Here is a 19,215-nt window from a genome sequence, read left to right as displayed (position 1 = left end):
AGGCACCTCTCACGGGAGTAGACACGAGGGATATGAACCTGCTGCGCACCATCGAGTCCCCACGCGACCTGCGTCGGCTGGACCAGGACCAGCTCACCGAGCTGGCCGGGGAGATTCGTGACTTCCTCGTGGAGAAGGTCTCGGCGACCGGTGGGCATCTCGGCCCCAACCTGGGCGTCGTCGAACTGACCATGGCGATCCACCGCGTCTTCGACTCGCCGTCGGATCCGGTGCTCTTCGACACGGGGCACCAGGCGTACGTGCACAAGATCCTCACGGGCCGCCGCGACGGGTTCGACACCCTGCGGCAGGCCGGCGGCCTGTCGGGATACCCGTGCCGCGCCGAGTCCGAGCACGACTGGGTCGAGTCCTCCCACGCGTCGGCGGCGCTGAGCTACGCCGACGGCCTGGCGAAGGCGTTCGCGCTGAAGGGGGAGAAGCGGACCGTCGTCGCCGTGGTCGGCGACGGCGCTCTCACCGGTGGGATGTGCTGGGAGGCCCTCAACAACATCGCGGCCTCGGACCGCCCCGTCGTGATCGTCGTCAACGACAACGGCCGCTCGTACGCGCCGACGATCGGCGGCCTGGCGACGCATCTGTCGGGACTGCGCACCCAGCCCGAGTACGAGCGTCTCCTCGGGGAGGCGCGGCGGCGCCTGCGCAACGTTCCCGTCGTCGGTGAACCCGCGTACTCCGTGCTGCACGGGATGAAGGCCGGGATCAAGGACATGGTGAGCCCGCAGGCGTTGTTCGCGGACCTCGGCCTCAAGTACGTCGGTCCCATCGACGGGCACGACGAACTGGCGCTGGAGGCCGCGCTCCGCCGCGCGAAGGACTTCGGTGGGCCCGTGGTGGTGCACGCGCTCACCCGCAAGGGCAACGGCTACGAGCACGCCGAGAACCACGAGGCCGACCAGATGCACGGCATCGGCGTCATCGATCCCGCGACGGGCCTGCCGGTCGGAGGTGCCGGCGGCGCCCGCGACTGGACGTCCGTGTTCGCCGAGGAACTGGTCGCTCACGGTGAGCGCCGCGACGACGTCGTCGCGATCACGGGTGCCATGGCCGAGCCGACGGGCGTCGCCGACTTCGGGCGCAAGTTCCCGGACCGCATGTACGACGTGGGCATCGCCGAGCAGCACGCACTGACCTCGGCCGCCGGCCTCGCGCTGGGCGGCATGCATCCCGTGGTCGCCCTGTACGCGACCTTCCTCAACCGCGCCTTCGACCAGCTCCTCATGGACGTCGCCCTGCTGGGACAGGGCGTCACCGTGGTGTTGGACCGCTCCGGGATCACCGGTCCGGACGGCGCCAGCCACCACGGCATGTGGGACCTCTCGCTCGCGGCGATCGTTCCCGGCCTGCGCGCCGCCGTGCCGCGCGACGCCGCGCGCCTGCGCGAGGAGTTCGCCGAGGCACTCGACGTCGACGACGCACCGACCCTCATCCGGTACGGCAAGGGTGCGGTGCCGGCGGACCTCGAGGCCGTCCGTCGCCTGCCCGACGGTGTCGACGTGCTGGTCGAGGACGCGGCGGGCGGCGCGGACGTGCTGATCGTCGCGGTCGGCGCCTTCGCGCACGCCGCGGTGGACGTCGCGACGCGCCTGCGCGGCCAGGGCATCGCCGCGACCGTCGTGGACCCGCGCTGGGTCCTGCCGGTGCCTGCGTCCGTCGTCGATCTGGCGCGGACCCACCACCTCGTCGTGACCCTCGAGGACAACGGCGTCGCGGGCGGGATCGGCGCGTCCGTCACGGCCGCGCTGCAGCGCGCCGAGGTCGACGTCCCCACCCGGGTCCTCGGCATCGAGCAGAGCTTCCTCGATCACGCCTCGCGGGGCGAGATCCTCACCGACCTCGGGCTGACACCGTCGGAGATCGCCTTCCGGATCACCGGGTGGGTGACCGCCTGCGCCCAGGTCACCGTGCCCGTCGAGAAGGCCCCGGCGACACCCGGTCAGGTGCGCTGAACGCCGGTCCGGTCAGGCGGACGCGAGCGCGGCCGCGACGGCGGTCACCGTCAGGCGGCGCTGCCAGTTCCGCGCGCCCGAGGCGGCGAGCGCGTCCTCGACGGCCGCGGCACCCTCGGCCGTGCCGTCCCAGCACAACTGCCGGACGGCGTCCGTCGGCAACAGGTTCTCGACCGGCACCGCGACCTCGTCGGAGATCGCGGCCAGCGCCGCCCGGACCCTCGCGAGCCGCTCGGCGGCCTCGGGGTTCGACTTAGCCCAGCGGTTGTTCGCGGGGACCCCGTTGCGCGGGCCGTGGAGCGGCGGTAGCGACGCGTCGGGAAGTGCGTTGGCGCGATGGATGGCGCCGAGCCACCGCTTGGCGGACCGGCGCATCCGCGGCCCTCCGAACACCGGCAGCGCCGTGAGCTCGGCCTCGGTGGTCGGGTTCTTGGCGGCGGCGTTGACGATCGCGGAGTCCGGGAGCGTCCGCCCGGGCGCGACGTTGCGCTGTTCCGCCATCTCGTCGCGCGCGAGCCACAGCTCCCGGGCGCGGGCGAGCTGGCGGCGGTTGCGCAGCGTGCTCAGCCCGGAGACACGGCGCCACGGGTCAGGCTTGGGTGCCGGGTCCGGACGGGTGCGCTCGTACTCGAACTCCTCGAGCGCCCACGCCAGCTTCCCGGCGTCCTCGAGCCGCTCGTACGCCTCGTCGCGCAGGTCCACCAGCACCTCGACGTCGAGTGCCGCGTAGTTGAGCCACTCGTGCGGCAGCGGGCGGGTACTCCAATCGGCGGCGCCGTGGCCCTTCGCCAGGGCGTAGCCCGTGTACTCGGACGTCATCGCGGCGAGATTGACCCGCGGTGCGCCCAGGAGACGCCCGGCGAGCTCCGTGTCGAACAGCTCGTCGCACTCGAAGCCGTCGTCCCGGAGGCACGGTAGGTCCTGATCGGCGGCGTGCAGCACCCACTCGACCCCGCGCATGGCCTCGATCACGGGCGCGAGGCCCTCCGGTTCGTGGATCGGGTCGAGGAGGAACAGACCGGAGCCCGTGCGTTTGATCTGGATGAGGTAGGCCCGGGAGGAGTAGGTGAAACCCGATGCGCGCTCGGTGTCGACGGCGACGGGGCCGGTGCCGCGGCGCAGCGCCGCAGCGCAGTCCGCGAACTCCGCCACGGTGGTGAGCGGCTCGGGAACGCCCTCAGCCGGTTCGGTGAGCGGAATACCGGGGACCGGCTCCGACGAGGCCTTGCCCACGACCGCGCCTACGCCGAGCCGAGCCGGGTGATCCCGGCCGGCGGCAGCCCGGCTGCGGTCTCGAGCACCGCGCAGAACGCTTCCACGTGCCCGGAGAGATCCTCACCCAGCGGCGTCCACGACGCCCGCAGCTCCAGCTGGTGGGCGCGCGGCGGGCCGGCGATGTCGCCGTAGCGCACGGACGCCGTCGCGGTCACGGTGCCGCCGAGCGCGGTCACCTCCTGGCCGCGGTCGGCGAGCGCGTCGGTCAGCCAACTCCAGGCGACCTCGGGCAGCAGCGGGTCGGACGCCAGGGACTCGTCGACCTCGGACTGCACGTACGCGACCAGGCGCATCAGGCCGTTCCACGCCTCGTGCCCGTGCGGGTCGTGCAGCAGGATCAGGCGACCGAAGGTCTCGCCGTCCGAGTGCTCGGGCACCACGTCGGTCTCGGGAGCGCGGACCTCCGCGCCCAGGGCGTAGCTGTAGGGGGCGAGTCGCTGCGGCGGGCGGATACTGCCGATCTCGATCTCGGGGCGGACCGTCGCCCTGTGGAGGGACTCGACGGCCGCGCGGAAGGACTCCGGCTCGGCGCCGCGCGCTCCCGCACCGCCCGCCGCTTCGTCACCCGTTCCTGGTTGGCTCACAAACCGTGACCGTAGCCGCTCCGGCGGCACTCCCGGCGTAGGCGCGCCGCAGGCCTCGGCCTGCGGGGGCGACGGTCATGACATGATCTGTGTCGATGAGTAACGAGGATCGATCGACGACGGCCGCGGCGACGGGGTACCCGCTGCTCGATGCGGTGGCGGGGCGCACGCCGGAACGCCGCCCCGTGTGGTTCATGCGGCAGGCCGGGCGGTCGCTGCCCGAGTACCGCAAGGCGCGCGAGGGGATCGGCATGCTGCAGTCGTGCTTCCGTCCCGACCTGGTGTGCGAGATCACCCTGCAGCCGGTGCGCAGGCACCACACCGATGCGGCGATCCTGTTCTCCGACATCGTGGTTCCCCTCAAGGCCGCCGGGATCGACCTGGACATCGTGAGCGGTATCGGCCCCGTCGTCGAGCAGCCGATCCGGGACGCCGCGGCGGTCGCCGCCCTCCCCGCACTCGACGCCGCGCAGGTGGAGCCGATCGCCGAGGCGGTGCGCATGCTGCGTCGCGAGCTGCCCTCGGGCGTCGCACTGATCGGCTTCTCCGGCGCGCCGTTCACCCTCGCGTCCTACCTCGTGGAGGGCGGGCCGAGCCGTAACCACGAGCGCACCAAGGCGCTGATGTACACCCAGCCCGACACCTGGCACACGCTCCTCGACGCGCTCGCCGACATCGCGATCACCTTCCTGCGCGTGCAGGCCGACGCCGGCGCGCAGGCCTTCCAACTGTTCGACTCCTGGGCCGGTGCGCTGTCCCTCGCGGACTACCGGCAGTACGTCCAACCGCACTCCGCGCGGGTCTTCGCCGCGCTGCGCGAGAGCGCCCCGGCGCTGCCCGCCTTCCACTTCGGGGTGGGCACCGGTGAGCTGCTCGGCGCCATGGGCGAGGCCGGTGCCGACGTGGTGGGCGTCGACTGGCGGGTACCCCTCGACGTGGCCGCCGGCCGCGTCGGCGCGGGGAAGGCGCTGCAGGGCAACCTGGATCCGGCGACGCTCATGGCCGACCGCGGCACCGTCGAGACGCAGGTGCGGCGCGTCGTCGCGGAGGGCGATGCGGCCGTCGCCGCGGGCGCGTCCGGGCACGTCTTCAACCTCGGTCACGGAGTGCTGCCCTCGACCGACCCCGACGCGCTGACCCGCGTCGTCGACCTGGTGCACGCGCTATGAGCAACGTCGCCGTCGTAGGGGCGGGCATCTCGGGTCTGGTCGCCGCGCTGCGCCTGCAGCAGGCGGGCGCACGCGTCACCGTGTTCGAGTCCGGCAATCGGGTGGGCGGCAAGCTCCGGTCCGAGACCATCGGCGGGGATCGCCTCGACGTCGGCGCCGAGGCCTTCGTGCGCCGCCGTCCCGAGGTGATCGACCTCGCGACCGAGCTCGGGCTCGCCGATCAGCTCGTCGAGCCGGCGGGGCGCCGTCCCGCCCTGTTCGCCGACGGTGCCCTGCGCGGCGGCTTCGGCCGGACCGTCATGGGCGTCCCGGGCGACGCCGACGAGGTGCGGATTCCGCTGCGCTGGAGCCCGGGTGCCGATGCGTCGATCGGTGCGCTCGTCCGCTCGCGCCTCGGTGACGAGGTCGTCGAGCGGAGCGTCGACCCGATGGTCGCGGGCGTCTTCGCCGCGCACGCGGACGACGTCTCCGTGCGTGCCGCGCTGCCCGCCCTGGCCGCTCGCCTCGACGCGGGCGCCTCGTCGCTCGGCGAGGCCGTCCGGGACGTGCTCGGCGAGCCGGACGAGAGTCCCGTCTTCGGCGCTTTCCGCGGCGGCTACCAGCAGCTGCTCGACGCGCTCACCGAGAAGCTCGGCGACCGGATCATGCTCGGCGCGCCCGTGCCCGAGGTGCGCCCGGGATGGAGCCTGCGCGGCTCGATGTTCGACGCCGTGGTGCTCGCGGTGCCTGCACCTCAGGTGGGCCGCCTCGTCGGCCTGAGCCTCCCCGAGCTCGGTGCCGCAGTGGGCACGATCCCGGCGGCCAGCTCGGCGCTGGTGACCTTGCGGCTCCCCGAGGGCACCGAGCTGCCCGACCTGTCCGGGGTGCTCGTGGCGAGCCGCGAGCAGGTCAGCGCCAAGGCGCTCACGCTCTCCGGCCGCAAGTGGGACCACCTTCCCGACGGCACGGTGCGTCTGTCCTTCGGCCGCCTCGGTGTCAGCCGGATCGTCGACGACGTCGACGCGGGGCTGGTGTCGGCCGCCCGGGAGGACCTGGCGAACGTCCTCGGAATCACGGTCGAGCCGACCGCCGCGCACGTGCAGCGCTGGTACGAGGGCATTCCCGTCTACCTGCCGGGCCACCGCGACACCCTCGCGGCGATCGAGGCGGCCACCCCGAAGGGCCTGGCTCTCGCGGGCGCGTACTTCGACGGTGTCGGCGTGCCGGCGTGCATCGCCCGGGCGGAGGCCGCGGCGCAGCGCGTGCTCGCCGACCTGTCCTGAGCCGGTCCCGCGCGCGGGACTAGGATCGGTGCTATGGCCAAACTGGATTACGCAGAGCTCAATTCGACGGTCCGCTACCTCATGTTCTCGGTGTTCGCGATCACGCCGGGCGAGCTGGGCGACGATGAGCAGCGGAACGCCGCGGCCACCGAGGCCGAGGCGTTCCTCGCGAAGATCCAGGAGGGTGACCTGGTGGTTCGCGGCGTCTACAACGTCGCGGGCATGCGGGCCGACGCCGACTACATGATCTGGTGGCACGCCGAGAAGCTCGAGGACCTGCAGGCCGCGTACAACGACTTCCGGCGCAGCACGAGTCTGGGCCGCGCGAGCCGGCCCGTCTGGTCGAACTCCGCGCTGCACCGCCCCGCGGAGTTCAACAAGAGCCACATCCCCGCCTTCCTGGCGGGGGAGGACCCGGGCGCGTACATCTGCGTCTACCCCTTCGTGCGGAGCCTCGAGTGGTATCTCCTGCCGGACGAGGAGCGCCGCAAGATGCTCGCCGACCACGGCCGTGCCGCCCGCGGCTACCCCGACGTCCGCGCGAACACCGTGCCCGCGTTCGCGCTCGGCGACTACGAGTGGCTGCTCGCGTTCGAGGCCCCGGAGATGCACCGCATCGTCGACCTCATGCGCGATCTGCGCGCCACCGACGCCCGTCGGCACACCCGCGAGGAGACGCCGTTCTTCTCCGGGCCGCGCGTGGGGGTGCGCGAGCTCGTCACGGCTCTTCCGTAGTGCTTCCGTAGCCGGTGGGCGGTGGTGGGGCGGCCCCCGCTCACTAGGCTTCGCGCGCTCGCCTAACGGCTCGCACACTGCAGAATCGTTCGCGGGGGCCGCCCCACCACCGCCGCGCGGACAGCTCAGGAAGCGTCGTCGGGTTCCAGGCGCATGGAGATGCTGTTGATGCAGTAGCGGAGGTCGGTGGGGGTGTCGTAACCCTCACCCTCGAAGACGTGGCCGAGGTGGCTGCCGCAGTTGGCGCACAGCACCTCGACACGGCGCATGCCGAGCGAGGTGTCGACCCGCTCGATGATCTTGTCGCCCGCGAGCGGCGAGAAGAACGACGGCCAGCCGCAGTGCGATTCGAACTTCGTGTCCGAGCGGAACAGTTCTTCGCCGCAGGCGCGGCAGCGGTAGACGCCCGCCGTCGTGGTGTCGGTGTACTCGCCGGTGAACGGCGCCTCGGTGCCCGCCTGCCGCAGGACGCGGAACTCGGGCGCGGTGAGGCGTTGCCGCCACTCCGAATCGCTCAGCTGCAGTTTGGGCTTGGGAGAACTGGCCTCACTCATGGCTCCACGCTAACCGCGCGCGGCGGTTGGTGCCAGCTCGTGCTTGCCGGGCTCCTCCTCCGGCGCGAGCGGACGGTCGATGCCGTCGTCGAGTCGGTTCTCGGCCTTCGCGTCGAGGTACCGGAAGAGCAGTACGCAGAACGGCACGACGATGAGCAGTGACCAGCCGAGGGTGCATTTGAGGTACGCCAGCGACCGCCCGAACGCGGGCCACTTGCCGGAGAGCCAGTTGTCGTAACTCAGGAACCCGTACACCGCGACCCAGGACACCCAGTTGCCCATCACCGAACTGCGGTAGACCACCGTCATCAGCATGGGGAACAGGAGCATCGAGTAGTACCCCTGGCCCAACGAGCCGACGAGCCACGACGCCGTCAGGAGGGTGCCGGTCGAGGTCGCGAGCCACAGCAGCTCGTTGCTCCGACGGTAGAACTTCCAGAGCAACCACAGCGTGACCGCGGCCATGACGACCACGGCGGCGCGGAGGAAGTAGTCCAGCCATGGCGGCAGGCCGAAGTATTGGCCGTTCCCGGCGATAGAGCTGTTGTAGTAGTCACGCGCACCGCTGAGGTACGGGAGTGTCTTGTGGAAGAACTCCATGCGGTCCGCGGAGAGGAGCATGCCTGCTCCCATGAGCACGACGGGGATGCCGACGGCGGAGATCAGCGCCTTCCACTGCCGGTTCACGACGATCAGCAACAGCATTACCGCGAGGAGCGGTTTGACCGCGAAGGACAGGCCGAGGGGGACGCCGGCCCACAGGTCCTTCCGCTTGAGCAACAGCGCCATCGCGGTCACTTCGGCCAGCAGCACGAAGCAGTTGAAGTTCGTGTAGACGAGCGTGCTGGTGACCGCCTCGGTCGTCACCGCGAAGAACAGCACCACGGGCGCGACCACGGAGTTCAGGCCGTAGCCGAACATCCGGAGCAGGATGTAGAGGGCGAGCAGCAGCGCGACGGCGCTCAGCCCGACGAAGATGTATCGCGCCGTCTCCGGGTCGAAATAGCCGAACGGCGCCATGAGCAGGGTGCCCGACGGCGGGTACAGGTAGTGCGGATCAACGGTGTCGTAGTTCTCGGTGTACACCGGCTGGTGCCGCAGGAACCGCACCGCCGCCGCGTACACCGTGGTGAAATCGTCGGTCTTGTTCCCGTTGGGGACCAGGATGATCAGCCGCTGCAGCAGTGTGAGCAGGGCGAGCGGCCACAGGATGGCCTTGACCACGAGACCGGGATCGGACTTCATCCGCGCGAGGGCTACTGACGACACGGCTAAACCGTACCCAACGGCATCGTCGGTGAGGCGAGGCCCGCCCGGCTCACGCGGGGCAGGCCCGGGTCGACGGGGCGTCGAGCTTGTCCAGGTACCCGAGCAGCGACTTCTGCACGCACGACGAGCGGACGACGGCACCGTCGCCGATCCCCGCCCAGGTGACGGCCGAGGGCTGCGCCCCGACCACCGTGAGCTGACCGGTCAGGGTGTCGAGGGCGGTGCGTGCGGTGAACGGATCGGCGGCGGACGTGGCGACCACCGACTTCACGCCGAGGTCGGTGAGCTTCGGCGGCGCAGCCATCGTGGGCCACGCCGAACACGTGCCGAGGTCGAGTGCGGTGGCCGCCCCGAGCCGGTACTGCGGCCCCCACGCACGGGCGGACGCGAGGATCTGATCGGGCGAGGCCTTGGTCACGGCGTCCGAACACCGGCCGATGAACTGCCCGTCGGTGCCGAGGGCCTCGTCGGCCGTGCGGAGCAGCGCGCGGAGCGGGCTCGGGTCCCCGGACCGGGCTCCCGCCAGCGCGCTCGCGAGGCGAGAGATACGGGCGTCCCGGTCGCCCGGGCCGATGCCCAGGGTGACGACCACGGCCCGTCGGACGTCGGAGTCCGTGAACCCGCCCAGCCGGCCCGCGCCGGCGGCGTCGATGATCGAGCGCACCGCCGCTGCGGGATCGGCGCCGAGAGGGCAGGTGGGACCGCACTGCGCGGCGAACGCGTCGACGGTGGCGGAGGTGCCCCGCGCCGCGTCCTCGGCACGCTGCAGCTCGGTCCCGCCGTAGCGGACGGGGGAGTCGAGGACGAGCCGCGCGACCTGCTTCGGGTGTTCCGCGGCGTACGCCAGGGCGGTCGTCGAACCGTCCCCGACGGCGAGGAGGCCCAACGCGGGCACGTCCCACGTGGTGCGCAACTTCTCGAGGTCGTCGGCCGCGGCGGTAGCGGTGAAGTCGGAGACCGCGTCGGCATAGGCATCGCCGCAGGTGGTCGCGGCCTTCTGCGCGGCTTCGCCGACCTTCGCGACGCGGCTCTCGAGGCTCTGGCCCGGGCTGCCGCCGCTGCGCAGCAGCGACTGCTCGTCCGGAGTACGGCAGGTGAGCGCGCCCGACGAGCCGATGCCGCGGCGCTCGACGGCGACAACCGGCCGGTTCGCGAGTACGGGGCTGTCGGTGGCCGCGAGCGTGGCGAGCGCGCGCTGGCCGGTGAACTCGGTCCCGCCCACCAGGACGAGCGGTGCGGCCGTGTCGGGCGTGCCGGGCACCCGCGCCCTGGTCACCGAGAGCTTGAGGAAGGCATCGCTCTGCCCGACCCCGACCGTGAGCGTGGCGCACTGCAGGGTGGCGTTCCCGGCCGGCGGAGTGCCGTACCGGTCCGCGACCCGGCTCGTGCAGTCCTCCCAGGCGAGCGGGTCCTTGGCGGAGGCCTTCCACTCGGGTCCCTTCGGTGCGGTGTCCGCGGAGGACGGTGCTCCACCGCCCTTCCCGAAGTCGGTGACGTAATCGGGGGTGGGCGCCGGGGCCGGCGCGCAGGCGGCGACGGCGACGACGGCACCGACCACGATCCCGGCGGCGGCGAGGGCTCGGGTGCGCGCGTGGGGCATGCCGTTCACAGTAACCAGATCACCGCGCCAGAGCCGTCAGCGTGCCCAGCGGGTGTAGAGGTAGCCCTCGTCGTCGCCCAGCACCATGCGGCGCCGCCACCGGTCGAGCGGCAGGTCGGGGCCGGTGACGATCCGCTTGCCGTCGCCGCCGGCGAGCACCGGTGCGACGGTCAGGCACAGCTCGTCGACGAGGCCCGCCGCGAGCAGCGCGCCGAGGACACCGGGGCCGCCCTCGGCGAGCACCCGGCGGTGCCCGCGCGCGTAGAGGTCGTCGAGCACTTCGTGCAGGTCCACGGATTCGCCGTGCCCCGAGTAGACGAGCGGCTCGGCCCCGCTCGGCGGATAGAGACGGGCGGTGCGGGGGACGCCGCCGCGGGTCACGATCGCCAGAGCGGGGCGCTCGGGCGTGCCGTAGTCCTCGTCGCGCACCGTCGCCGCTCCGACGAGTACCACGTCGGCCCCGGCGCGCAGGGCCCGGAACACTCGCCGGTCGCCGTCCCCGCCCAGGCCGCCGGACCTGCCCGCCGCGGTCGACGATCCGTCGAGGGAGCTGATCATGTTCGCGCGCACGTACGGGCGCCCGTCGACCACGGGGTGGGCGTAGGCGCGGGCGAGGGCGGCATCGTCCGCCGGGAGCTGCTCGATCACGTCACGACCGTAGCGCGGGATTTCTCGACCGCGACGACCAGCGGATATGATCACGACTCATGACGCTGCATCTCGTGGACCGCAACCCGACGGTGACGCCCGAGCAGATGGTGGAGCAGCTCGTTCCGCCGGAGATGTTCAGCGAGGTCAGCTTCGACAGCTACATCCCCGACCCGAACGAGCCCACCCAGGCCGCCGCGGTCCAGACGGGCCGCGCCTTCGTCGCCGACGTCGTCAAGCTCACCAAGCAGCGGACCAAGAAGGGCCTGTTCGGCCGCAAGAGCACCCCGCCGCACGGCGTGGGCCTCTACCTCGACGGCGGCTTCGGTGTGGGAAAGACCCACCTCCTGGCGTCGATCTTCCACAGCGTCCCGTCGCCGAAGTCCTTCGGCACCTTCGTCGAGTACACCCACCTCGTCGGCGCCCTCGGCTTCAACCAGTGCGTCGAGTACCTGGCGAACCACAGCGTGATCTGCATCGACGAGTTCGAGTTGGACGATCCGGGCGACACGATGGTGATGTCGCGCCTGCTTACGGAGCTGGCTGCCCGCGGCGTGTCCATCGTTGCGACGTCGAACACGCTGCCCGGCCAGCTGGGCGAGGGCCGGTTCGCCGCGCAGGACTTCCTCCGCGAGATCAACAAGCTCAGCTCGGTCTTCCAGTCGGTCCGTGTCGACGGTCCCGACTACCGCCACCGCGACCTGCCGCCGGCTCCGGACCCCCTCACGGACGAGGAGCTGGTCGCGATCGCCGAGGCCGACCCGACGGCGACCCTCGACGACTTCGACGCGCTGTCCGAGCACCTGTCGAAGCTGCACCCGTCGCGGTACAAGCAACTGGTCGAGGGCATTTCCAAGGTCTGCATCCGGGGCGTGCATCCGGCCGAGAACCAGACCGTCGCGCTGCGCATCGTCGTGCTCGCGGACCGGCTCTACGACGCCGGGATCCCCGTGCTCGTCTCGGGCGCCAAGCTCGACGAGATCTTCACGCCGGAGATGCTCGCCGGCGGGTACCGCAAGAAGTACCTGCGCGCCACGTCGCGCCTGCTCGCCCTGTCGCGGTTCGCGTCCGCCGACGCGACATAGCCCCGAACACACCAACACCCGCCCGGTGATGTGTGGGCCGGGCGGGTGCATGGGTGAGGGTGCCGGAGTGTGAGACGCGTCTCACTTCACTGACAGTTGTCACTGTACGGGAACGCGTTACTCCGGGGAAGACGGTTCGCGCATTCCGGTCTCCGGAACGCGACGCCGCACGTATCGGGGCGGTTCAGCGGGTGAACCGGGCGATCGCGTCGGACGCCTCCTTGATCTTGGCCGCGGTCTCGGCCTCGTCGCCCGAGCGGGCGGCGTCCACGACGCAGTGGCTCATGTGGTCCTCGAGCAGGCCCAGCCCGACAGCCTGCAACGCCTTGGTCATGGCGGAGACCTGCGTCAGGATGTCGATGCAGTACTTCTCCTCCTCGACCATCCGCTGCAGGCCCCGGGCCTGGCCCTCGATGCGGCGCAGCCGCTTGAGGTACTCGTCCTTATCGGACATGTAGCCGTGGTGGTGCGCGTGGCCCGCGTCGGTCGTCATGGGGACCAGTATCCCTTCTGGGGTCGGAAACTCCGTAGTCGAAGGCTGTTGCTGACCACGAAGACGGAGGACAGCGCCATGGCGGCGCCGGCGAGCATGGGGTTGAGCAGCCCGGCCGCGGCCAGGGGGAGCGCCGCGACGTTGTAGGCGAAGGCCCAGAACAGATTGCCCTTGATCGTGGCCAGGGTGCGGCGCGACAGCCGGATCGCGTCGACGACGGAGTTCAGGTCGCCGCCGACGAGAGTGAGGTCGGCCGCCTCGATCGCGGCGTCGGTGCCGGTGCCCATCGCGATGCCCAGGTCCGCCGCCGCCAGCGCCGCGGCGTCGTTGATGCCGTCGCCGACCATGGCCACGGAGCGACCGTCGGTGCGGAGTCGACGGATCGCCTCGACCTTCTGCTCGGGCAGGACGCCCGCGATCACGTCGTCGACGCCGACCTGCGCCGCGATGAAGCGTGCCGCGGGCTCGTTGTCTCCGGTGAGCATGATCGGGTGCAGTCCCATGCCGCGCAGTCGATTGACGGCCTCCCGCGACGTGGGCTTGACCTCGTCGGCGACGACGAGCACGCCCCGGGCGGATCCGTCCCATCCGACGGCGATGGCTGTCTGGCCGCGGCGCTCGGCCTCGTCGAACGCCGCGCGCAGGTCGAGGGGCACGGGCATCCCGGCGTCGTCGAGCAGGCGCGGACGTCCGACGGTGACGGTGCGCGCACCGACGGTGCCCCGGACGCCGAGCCCGGGCAGGGCGATGAAGTCCTCGACGGCCTCCAGGGGGCCGTGGGGCGCTCGCGCCACGGCGCGGGCGATCGGATGCTCCGACGCGGCCTCGAGCGCGGCCGCGACGGCCAGCACGTCGTCGGCCGTCTCACCGGCGGCGGTGTGCACCGCGTGCAGGCTCATGGCGCCGGTGGTCACGGTGCCGGTCTTGTCGAGGACGACCGTATCGACGCCTCGCGTGTGCTCGAGCGCCTCGGGCCCCTTGATGAGGATGCCCAGCTGGGCGCCGCGGCCGGTGCCGACCAGCAGGGCCGTCGGCGTGGCGAGCCCGAGGGCGCACGGGCAGGCGATGATGAGGACGGACACCGCTGCGGTGAGCGCCATCGACGCCGGCTGCCCGGCGCCGAGCCAGAAGCCGAGGGAGCCGACCGAGATCGCGATCACGATCGGAACGAACACCCCCGAGATCCGGTCGGCGAGGCGCTGCGCCTTGGCCTTTCCGGCCTGTGCGTCCTCGACGAGGCGGCTCATCCGGGCGAGCTGGGTGTCGGCGCCTACCCGCATGGCCCGCACCACCAGCCGGCCGCCGGCGTTCACGGTCGCGCCCGCGACGTGATCGCCGGCGCGCACCTCGACCGGGACCGCTTCGCCGGTGAGCATCGAGGCGTCGACGGCGGATTGCCCGGAGACGACCACACCGTCGGTCGCGATCTTCTCGCCCGGCCGGACGACGAACTCGTCGCCGACGGTGAGATCGGCGATCGGCACGAGGGTCTCGACACCGCCGCGGAGCACCGTCGCGTCCTTGGCTCCGAGCTCGAGCAGGGCGTGCAGCGCTGCGCCGGCCCGTCGCTTGCTCCTCGACTCGAAGTAGCGCCCGGCCAGGAGGAACGTGGTGACGCCGGCGGCGGCGTCCAGGTAGATGGTGGCGGTGCCGTCCATCCGCTCGATGGTGAAGGTGAAGGGATGCCTCATGCCGGTGGTGCCGGCCGTGCCCCAGAACAGGGCGTAGAGCGACCAGCCGTACGCGGCCAGCACCCCGATCGACACGAGCGTGTCCATCGTGGCCGCGCCGTGCCGCAGGTTGGTCCAGGCGGCCCGGTGGAAGGGGAGCGCGCCCCACACGACCACGGGCGAGGCGAGTGTCAGCGAGAGCCATTGCCAGTAGTCGAACTGCAGCGCGGGGATCATCGCCAGGGCGATCACCGGCACGGTGAGCGCCGCGCTGACCAGCAGGCGTCGGCGCAGCGCATCCGCGGGCTCGTGGGTCCGTCCGGCGGGCTCGTCGTGCGCCGGCGCGGGCAGGTGGGCGGCGTATCCGGCCTGCTCGATCGTGTCGATGAGTACCGTGGCGTCGGTGCCCGCCGGGGCGGTGACGTGCGCCTTCTCGGTGGCGAAGTTGACGGTGGCGTTCACGCCGTCGAGCTTGTTGAGTTTGCGCTCGATCCGGTTCGCGCACGAGGCGCAGGTCATGCCCTCGATCGCCAGGTCGAGTACGGTCCCGGACGGGCGGGTGTCAGTGGCCACCATGGCCTCCCTCCGCGGTCGACGGTGCGCCGGCTCGCGGCCCGGGATCGCCGGATGACGGCCCGACGGCGGTGCCCACGGCGAACGCAGCGGCGAAGACGACCACCAGGCCGGCCGCGAATGCGCCTATCATCACCAGGGGATTCACCGCCTCACCCGCCTTTCGCACCAGCGCATCCTACTATACCCCCCTGGGGTAGGAGGGGTCGGTGGCGCGGGCCGGGGCGATGTAACGGTTGAAACGTCGAATGAGCCGGTCGCACGCTGATTCGCATGAACGAGACCGAGAAGCGGATCCATTCCTGGGAGACCGAATCGCACCATCCGACCAGCGAGGGGGTCGTCGTCTACCAGCGCTGCGCCTGCGGCGCGCGGCGGATCAAGCTGGTCGGCCGCACCGTCGAGGTGCCCGTGTCGGAGCCCGCGGTCGCCGCGCAGGCGGGATGATCGACCAGTGCAGTTCGACCACGACAACATGACCGGGGTGCGGCTCGCCGTCGATCTGGTGAACCTCCGGGCCGACGGCGACTGGACCGAGGAACGGCTCGCCGCGGTGCTGCGCGCGCACGAGATCCGGCGGGTCGTGCTGGATGAGCAGGCGGTGCACGGACTGGGGGACTGGGCCGGGCTACTGCGGGCCCCCTTCCTCACCGCGACCGTCGCCGACCGGTGCGACGCGGTGAACCGGCTCCTCGCGGAGGGAACCGCAGGGATCTACCTCACCGCCCACGACGATTGGCGGCCCCACCTGCACTTCACCCCGGAGACCGAGTCGCTCCTGAGCCGCGTGAAGGCCGTCACCGCGGGCGGCCTCGCCGTCTTCACCACGGAGGCGGAAGGCGCGCGACTGGGCGCCTGCGCCCGCGAGGGCTGCCCGAAGGTCTTCGCGGACACCAGCCGCGGCGGTCGGCAATCCTATTGCTCGCCGCGGTGCGCGAACACCGACGCGGTGCGCCGGCACCGTCGCGCCTGACCTCCGGCCTCTAGATCGGCGAGATCGACCGCCGCTTGTGCGGTACGCGGGGCGGGCGACGGCGGACCCGGCCGAGTGCTTCCGCGAGCATGGGCCGCGTCGCCGAGGGGAGGACCACGTCGTCGATGCCGAAGCCGTCGGCCGCGAGCAGCGGGTCGACGTTCGCCTGGAACAGCGTGATGAGGTCACCGCGGGCCTTCGCCGGGTCGGGCGCCGCCTCGTACTGCGAGCGGAAGGCGAGGTCGACCGCGCTCTCGATGGGGATCGCGCAGATCTCCGCGGTGGGCCAGGCGAGCGACAGATCGGCCTCGATGCTGCGGCCGCCGCCCATCGCGATGTACGCGGCGCCGTAGGCCTTGCGGGTCACGATGACGAAGCGCGGGACCGTCGCCGCCGCCAGCTCGTAGCCCAGCCGGGCACTGCGCCGGACCAGATTCGTCTCCTCCGCGCCGGCGCCGACGAGGAAACCCGGCAGGTCGATGAGGATCAGCAGCGGCAACCCGAAGGTGTCGCACACCGCGATGAAGTGCGCCGCCTTCTCGCAGGCGTTGGCGTCGAGCGCGCCCGCGTGGAAGCGGGGCTGGTTGGCGACCACGCCCACCGCTCGGCCGTCGATGCGTGCGAAGGCCGTGACGATGTTCGGGGCGTGCAGCCGTTTGAGCTCGAAGACGGTATCCACGTCCGCGATCGCCTCGATCACGTCCACCACGTCGTAGGCCCGGCGCATGGACGCGGGGACCAGGGTGTCGATGCGGTCCGCGGTGTCGCCGGGTTCGTGCGGGCCGGCCGAGATGAGCGGCTCGTCGGCGGCGCAGGCGGGGAGATAGCTCAGGAAGGCGCGGATCGCGTCGACCGCCTCCGCCTCGGTGTCGGTCACGACGTCGACGACGCCGCGCTCGGCCTGCAGATCGGCGCCGCCGATCTCGTCGTTGGTGAGGGTCTCGCCGGTCGCGGCCTGGACCAGCGGTGCCGAGGAGATGCCGATGGTGCCCATGCCGCGCACGATCGTCACGAAGTCGCAGCACGCCGAGATGTTGGCCGGCGCGCCGAAGCCGGGTCCCATCATGGCCGCCACGAGCGGCACGTGCCCGGAGAGGTCGGCCAGGCGGAGCAGTAGCTTCGACCCCGGGGCGGCGAGCCGGGAGTCCAATGCCTCCTGCATGCGGTGTCCGCCGCCGTCCATGAGCATGACGAGCGGGATCCCGTCGAGCAGGGCGCGTTCGGCGCAGCGATCCAGTTTCGCCATGCCGGTGGCGCCGTTACTGCCGCCGAGCACCGTGAAGTCGAAGGCTGCGATGGCCGCCGGCCGCCCGTCGATGTACCCGATCCCGGTGACCACCCCGTCACCCGGCGCGACGAGGGGAGCGGCGCCCTGCTGTGCAGGGCCGGGCCCGGCGAGGGCTCCGAATTCGTGGAAGCCGCCGCTCGCGAGCAGCGCGACCCGCTCCCGGGCGGTCATCTTGCCGCGGGCGTGCTGCTTGGCCACCTTCTCGGCGCGCGCCTCGTCGGACACCGCCCGATAGGCGGCGCGGACGCGGTCGTTGAGGGCCTGTTCCGGGGTGCTCTCGGTCACGGTCGGAAGTTAGCAGGCGGTCACTTCCCGGTGGACAGCCGGGCGGGTTCCGTCCATTTCCGCCGGTCCGGCGGTCTGCTCGCTAGCCCGGGAGCGCATCACCGGGAAAACTGAGGCACGGGTACACCTCGCTGCGCATCATCTCGGCCCGCACGCACGGGTCGTCGGCGACGATCTCCGCGGCCCGCTCGGCGGGCACCGTCATGACCGCCATGCCGGCCATCGCGTCATCGAGGATCGGGCACAGGATGGCGATCACGCCGTCGGCGCGCAGGGACACCATGCGTCGCTGGTGCTCGCGTTCGATGGCTTCGGCGCCCTCCTGGTCGCGTCGCGGGCCCCAGCGCAGGAGCAGCAGGCTGTACGGCTGCGCGGTCTGTACCAGGTCGTGAATCTGCTCGTCCGTCACCGTCGTCGCCATGTCGCTCCCAGCGTCGCGTCGAGATCATTCGCGGTCGGAACCCACGCTACTGCGCGCGATGGTCGCCGATTCCTCTCTTGCGAGAACGCGGTGAACGAGATGCTGTTGCCCGTACGTCCAGATGTTGTTCGCCACCCAGTACAGCAGGATGGCGATCGGCAGGACCGGTCCGGCGACGATGCTGCCCAGGGGCATCACCCACAGCATGAGGGTGCGCAGGAGGGTGGGTTGCATCGCGTCGGCGGCACCGGCGACGGGGTGGCTGATGGAGAACCGCGCGTTGACGTGCGTCGCCAGGCACGCGAGGAGCATCAGCGGGACCGCGACCGCCGCGATCGTGACCACGCTCGGCACGCCGCCGAACGGCGCGAACGAGGCGAGCACGGAATCGGGGCTCGTCATCGACACGGAGATCGGAGCACCGAACAGGCGGGCATTCAGGAACGATTGGACGTCGTGCGCGGAGAACACGTAGTTCGCGGTGCTCGCGTTCTGCTCCGGGGTGAGGCCGAGTTGACCGAGACCGGTTCCGGTGCGGTTGAACGAGCGCAGCACGTGGTAGAGGCCGAAGAAGACGGGGATCTGGACCAGGGCTGGTAGGCAGCCGAGGAGCGGGCGGACGCCGTGCTCGCGCTGGAGCTGCTGAGTCTGACGCGCCAGCGTCTGCGTGTCCTTCCCGTGCTCGCGCCGGAGGGCGTCGAGCTGGGGGCGCAATCGCTGCAGGCGGCGACCGGTGCGTGCGGACACGATGCCGGGCCACAGCAGGAGAGCGCGGACGGTGAAGACGAGGAAGAGGACGGAGAGCGCCCAGGCGGTACCGTCGTCGGCGCCGAGGAGTGCACCGAACACACGGTGCCAGGCCCAGAGGACGGCGGAGATCGGGTAGTAGACGACATCGAGCATGAAGAAAGCACCTCACAGGCAGGAGCGCGCGAGGTTCCGCGCGCACGGGAATGGGATCTGCGTGTGCGGCGGACGCCGGGAGAGGTGGGGCTACGCCGCGGAGGCGGCGACGCCGGGTGCTCGAGGTCGACGGGGCCGCCCGGCCCCGTTGGGCATGGAACTGCGGCGGTAGGCGCCGCGGAGCCGTTGGTCGGGTTCGCGCCGTTCGCTCGGGCCCGACGGTGCGCGGTCGTCGCGGGCCGCGCCCACGTGGCAGATCGCCGCGACCGCGACGGCGAGGGCGATGCCGACGAGGGCTGCGGCGCCGTCGGGCAGCGTGACGCCGGCGAGGACCAGGCCGACCACCGCGACCCATGCCGAGGAGACGTGGCCCCAGCACGGGAGTCTCCGGAGCAGCTCGACCGTCATGGCCGCCACAGTACGCCGGAAATGGCTGAAGCCTCGGCCGCGTACGCGGCCGA

Annotated in this window: 20 protein-coding genes; 7 read left to right on the top strand and 13 right to left on the bottom strand. The window is 71.8% G+C overall.

Annotated elements, in window-relative coordinates:
- Window positions 1-32 precede the first annotated feature (32 nt).
- A complete protein-coding gene (gene dxs, locus ELY19_RS20850; RefSeq protein WP_126198187.1) occupies window positions 33-1,967 on the top strand; it encodes a 1-deoxy-D-xylulose-5-phosphate synthase in 1,935 nt (644 codons plus the stop codon).
- 12 nt (window positions 1,968-1,979) lie between these two features.
- Here the strand turns inward: dxs and ELY19_RS20845 are convergent, their stop codons facing one another.
- Together ELY19_RS20845 and ELY19_RS20840 are read right to left on the bottom strand one after the other, a co-directional pair.
- Window positions 1,980-3,200 (bottom strand): HRDC domain-containing protein, encoded by a 1,221-nt coding sequence (locus ELY19_RS20845; RefSeq protein WP_126198186.1) that lies wholly within the window; start codon window positions 3,198-3,200, stop codon window positions 1,980-1,982.
- A gap of 8 nt (window positions 3,201-3,208) precedes the next feature.
- Window positions 3,209-3,826 (bottom strand): DUF3000 domain-containing protein, encoded by a 618-nt coding sequence (locus tag ELY19_RS20840; protein WP_126198185.1) that lies wholly within the window; start codon window positions 3,824-3,826, stop codon window positions 3,209-3,211.
- 95 nt (window positions 3,827-3,921) lie between these two features.
- Here ELY19_RS20840 and hemE point away from each other — a divergent pair, with 95 nt between their 5' ends.
- The 3 genes from hemE to hemQ are packed head-to-tail and all read left to right on the top strand — an operon-like array spanning window position 3,922 to window position 6,992.
- Window positions 3,922-4,995, top strand: coding sequence for a uroporphyrinogen decarboxylase (hemE, locus tag ELY19_RS20835; protein ID WP_126198184.1), 1,074 nt, complete (start codon window positions 3,922-3,924; stop codon window positions 4,993-4,995).
- The gene (locus ELY19_RS20830; protein ID WP_126198183.1) at window positions 4,992-6,257 is read left to right on the top strand and encodes an FAD-dependent oxidoreductase; all 1,266 of its coding nucleotides are present in this window, start codon (window positions 4,992-4,994) and stop codon (window positions 6,255-6,257) included. Before hemE ends, ELY19_RS20830 begins: the two co-directional genes overlap by 4 nt.
- 33 nt (window positions 6,258-6,290) lie before the next feature.
- On the top strand, window positions 6,291-6,992 hold the full coding sequence (gene hemQ, locus ELY19_RS20825; RefSeq protein WP_126198182.1) for a hydrogen peroxide-dependent heme synthase: 702 nt from the start codon (window positions 6,291-6,293) through the stop codon (window positions 6,990-6,992).
- 125 nt (window positions 6,993-7,117) lie between these two features.
- On the opposite strand, the gene msrB is transcribed toward hemQ, so the two are convergent.
- The 4 genes from msrB to ELY19_RS20805 all read right to left on the bottom strand — a co-directional run bounded on the left by msrB (window position 7,118) and on the right by ELY19_RS20805 (window position 11,063).
- Window positions 7,118-7,546, bottom strand: coding sequence for a peptide-methionine (R)-S-oxide reductase MsrB (gene msrB, locus ELY19_RS20820; RefSeq protein WP_126198181.1), 429 nt, complete (start codon window positions 7,544-7,546; stop codon window positions 7,118-7,120).
- 9 nt (window positions 7,547-7,555) lie between these two features.
- Window positions 7,556-8,791, bottom strand: coding sequence for a glycosyltransferase family 87 protein (locus ELY19_RS20815; RefSeq protein ID WP_126198967.1), 1,236 nt, complete (start codon window positions 8,789-8,791; stop codon window positions 7,556-7,558).
- Window positions 8,792-8,864: 73 nt separating this feature from the next.
- Window positions 8,865-10,415: an alpha/beta fold hydrolase gene (locus tag ELY19_RS20810; protein WP_126198180.1), complete on the bottom strand. Its 1,551-nt coding sequence runs from the start codon at window positions 10,413-10,415 to the stop codon at window positions 8,865-8,867.
- 36 nt (window positions 10,416-10,451) lie between these two features.
- Window positions 10,452-11,063, bottom strand: a complete 612-nt coding sequence (locus tag ELY19_RS20805) for a dihydrofolate reductase family protein (protein WP_227966998.1) — start codon at window positions 11,061-11,063, stop codon at window positions 10,452-10,454.
- Window positions 11,064-11,122: 59 nt separating this feature from the next.
- Here ELY19_RS20805 and zapE point away from each other — a divergent pair, with 59 nt between their 5' ends.
- Complete coding sequence (zapE, locus tag ELY19_RS20800; protein WP_126198179.1) at window positions 11,123-12,148, top strand: cell division protein ZapE; 1,026 nt, start codon at window positions 11,123-11,125, stop codon at window positions 12,146-12,148.
- 184 nt (window positions 12,149-12,332) lie between these two features.
- Here zapE and ELY19_RS20795 read toward each other — a convergent pair whose 3' ends face one another.
- The 3 genes from ELY19_RS20795 to ELY19_RS23570 are packed head-to-tail and all read right to left on the bottom strand — an operon-like array spanning window position 12,333 to window position 15,017.
- Window positions 12,333-12,641, bottom strand: a complete 309-nt coding sequence (locus ELY19_RS20795; protein WP_126198178.1) for a metal-sensitive transcriptional regulator — start codon at window positions 12,639-12,641, stop codon at window positions 12,333-12,335.
- The gene (locus ELY19_RS20790; RefSeq protein WP_126198177.1) at window positions 12,638-14,887 is read right to left on the bottom strand and encodes a heavy metal translocating P-type ATPase; all 2,250 of its coding nucleotides are present in this window, start codon (window positions 14,885-14,887) and stop codon (window positions 12,638-12,640) included. The genes ELY19_RS20795 and ELY19_RS20790 overlap by 4 nt, the downstream gene beginning before the upstream one ends.
- Entirely contained in the window at window positions 14,874-15,017 is a 144-nt protein-coding gene (locus ELY19_RS23570; protein ID WP_164711469.1) for a hypothetical protein, read from the bottom strand. Before ELY19_RS23570 ends, ELY19_RS20790 begins: the two co-directional genes overlap by 14 nt.
- A gap of 140 nt (window positions 15,018-15,157) precedes the next feature.
- Here ELY19_RS23570 and ELY19_RS23565 point away from each other — a divergent pair, with 140 nt between their 5' ends.
- Together ELY19_RS23565 and ELY19_RS20785 are read left to right on the top strand one after the other, a co-directional pair.
- Window positions 15,158-15,331 (top strand): hypothetical protein, encoded by a 174-nt coding sequence (locus ELY19_RS23565; protein ID WP_164711667.1) that lies wholly within the window; start codon window positions 15,158-15,160, stop codon window positions 15,329-15,331.
- Between the two features lie 7 nt (window positions 15,332-15,338).
- Window positions 15,339-15,857: a CGNR zinc finger domain-containing protein gene (locus tag ELY19_RS20785; protein ID WP_126198176.1), complete on the top strand. Its 519-nt coding sequence runs from the start codon at window positions 15,339-15,341 to the stop codon at window positions 15,855-15,857.
- A gap of 10 nt (window positions 15,858-15,867) precedes the next feature.
- Here ELY19_RS20785 and ELY19_RS20780 read toward each other — a convergent pair whose 3' ends face one another.
- The 4 genes from ELY19_RS20780 to ELY19_RS20765 form a co-directional block, all read right to left on the bottom strand.
- The gene (locus tag ELY19_RS20780; RefSeq protein ID WP_126198175.1) at window positions 15,868-17,430 is read right to left on the bottom strand and encodes an acyl-CoA carboxylase subunit beta; all 1,563 of its coding nucleotides are present in this window, start codon (window positions 17,428-17,430) and stop codon (window positions 15,868-15,870) included.
- Between the two features lie 82 nt (window positions 17,431-17,512).
- Entirely contained in the window at window positions 17,513-17,851 is a 339-nt protein-coding gene (locus ELY19_RS20775; RefSeq protein WP_126198174.1) for a hypothetical protein, read from the bottom strand.
- Between the two features lie 24 nt (window positions 17,852-17,875).
- The gene (yidC, locus tag ELY19_RS20770; protein ID WP_126198173.1) at window positions 17,876-18,754 is read right to left on the bottom strand and encodes a membrane protein insertase YidC; all 879 of its coding nucleotides are present in this window, start codon (window positions 18,752-18,754) and stop codon (window positions 17,876-17,878) included.
- 90 nt (window positions 18,755-18,844) lie between these two features.
- Window positions 18,845-19,162 (bottom strand): DUF6412 domain-containing protein, encoded by a 318-nt coding sequence (locus ELY19_RS20765; RefSeq protein ID WP_126198172.1) that lies wholly within the window; start codon window positions 19,160-19,162, stop codon window positions 18,845-18,847.
- Window positions 19,163-19,215 lie beyond the last annotated feature (53 nt).

The sequence above is a fragment of the Tsukamurella paurometabola genome (genome assembly GCF_900631615.1).
GTDB lineage: Bacteria > Actinomycetota > Actinomycetes > Mycobacteriales > Mycobacteriaceae > Tsukamurella > Tsukamurella paurometabola_A.
This window is presented reverse-complemented; position numbering and strand designations above follow the sequence as displayed.

Bases quoted from the DNA above. Each gene is read 5' to 3' on its own strand.
- ELY19_RS20795 (WP_126198178.1), bottom strand. From the start codon at position 12,641: ATGACGACCGACGCGGGCCACGCGCACCACCACGGCTACATGTCCGAT.
- ELY19_RS20810 (WP_126198180.1), bottom strand. From the start codon at position 10,415: ATGCCCCACGCGCGCACCCGAGCCCTCGCCGCCGCCGGGATCGTGGTC.
- dxs (WP_126198187.1), top strand. From the start codon at position 33: ATGAACCTGCTGCGCACCATCGAGTCCCCACGCGACCTGCGTCGGCTG.
- yidC (WP_126198173.1), bottom strand. From the start codon at position 18,754: ATGCTCGATGTCGTCTACTACCCGATCTCCGCCGTCCTCTGGGCCTGG.
- hemE (WP_126198184.1), top strand. From the start codon at position 3,922: ATGAGTAACGAGGATCGATCGACGACGGCCGCGGCGACGGGGTACCCG.
- zapE (WP_126198179.1), top strand. From the start codon at position 11,123: ATGACGCTGCATCTCGTGGACCGCAACCCGACGGTGACGCCCGAGCAG.
- ELY19_RS20775 (WP_126198174.1), bottom strand. From the start codon at position 17,851: ATGGCGACGACGGTGACGGACGAGCAGATTCACGACCTGGTACAGACC.
- hemQ (WP_126198182.1), top strand. From the start codon at position 6,291: ATGGCCAAACTGGATTACGCAGAGCTCAATTCGACGGTCCGCTACCTC.
- msrB (WP_126198181.1), bottom strand. From the start codon at position 7,546: ATGAGTGAGGCCAGTTCTCCCAAGCCCAAACTGCAGCTGAGCGATTCG.
- ELY19_RS23565 (WP_164711667.1), top strand. From the start codon at position 15,158: ATGAACGAGACCGAGAAGCGGATCCATTCCTGGGAGACCGAATCGCAC.
- ELY19_RS20765 (WP_126198172.1), bottom strand. From the start codon at position 19,162: ATGACGGTCGAGCTGCTCCGGAGACTCCCGTGCTGGGGCCACGTCTCC.
- ELY19_RS20830 (WP_126198183.1), top strand. From the start codon at position 4,992: ATGAGCAACGTCGCCGTCGTAGGGGCGGGCATCTCGGGTCTGGTCGCC.
- ELY19_RS20815 (WP_126198967.1), bottom strand. From the start codon at position 8,791: ATGAAGTCCGATCCCGGTCTCGTGGTCAAGGCCATCCTGTGGCCGCTC.
- ELY19_RS23570 (WP_164711469.1), bottom strand. From the start codon at position 15,017: ATGATAGGCGCATTCGCGGCCGGCCTGGTGGTCGTCTTCGCCGCTGCG.
- ELY19_RS20790 (WP_126198177.1), bottom strand. From the start codon at position 14,887: ATGGTGGCCACTGACACCCGCCCGTCCGGGACCGTACTCGACCTGGCG.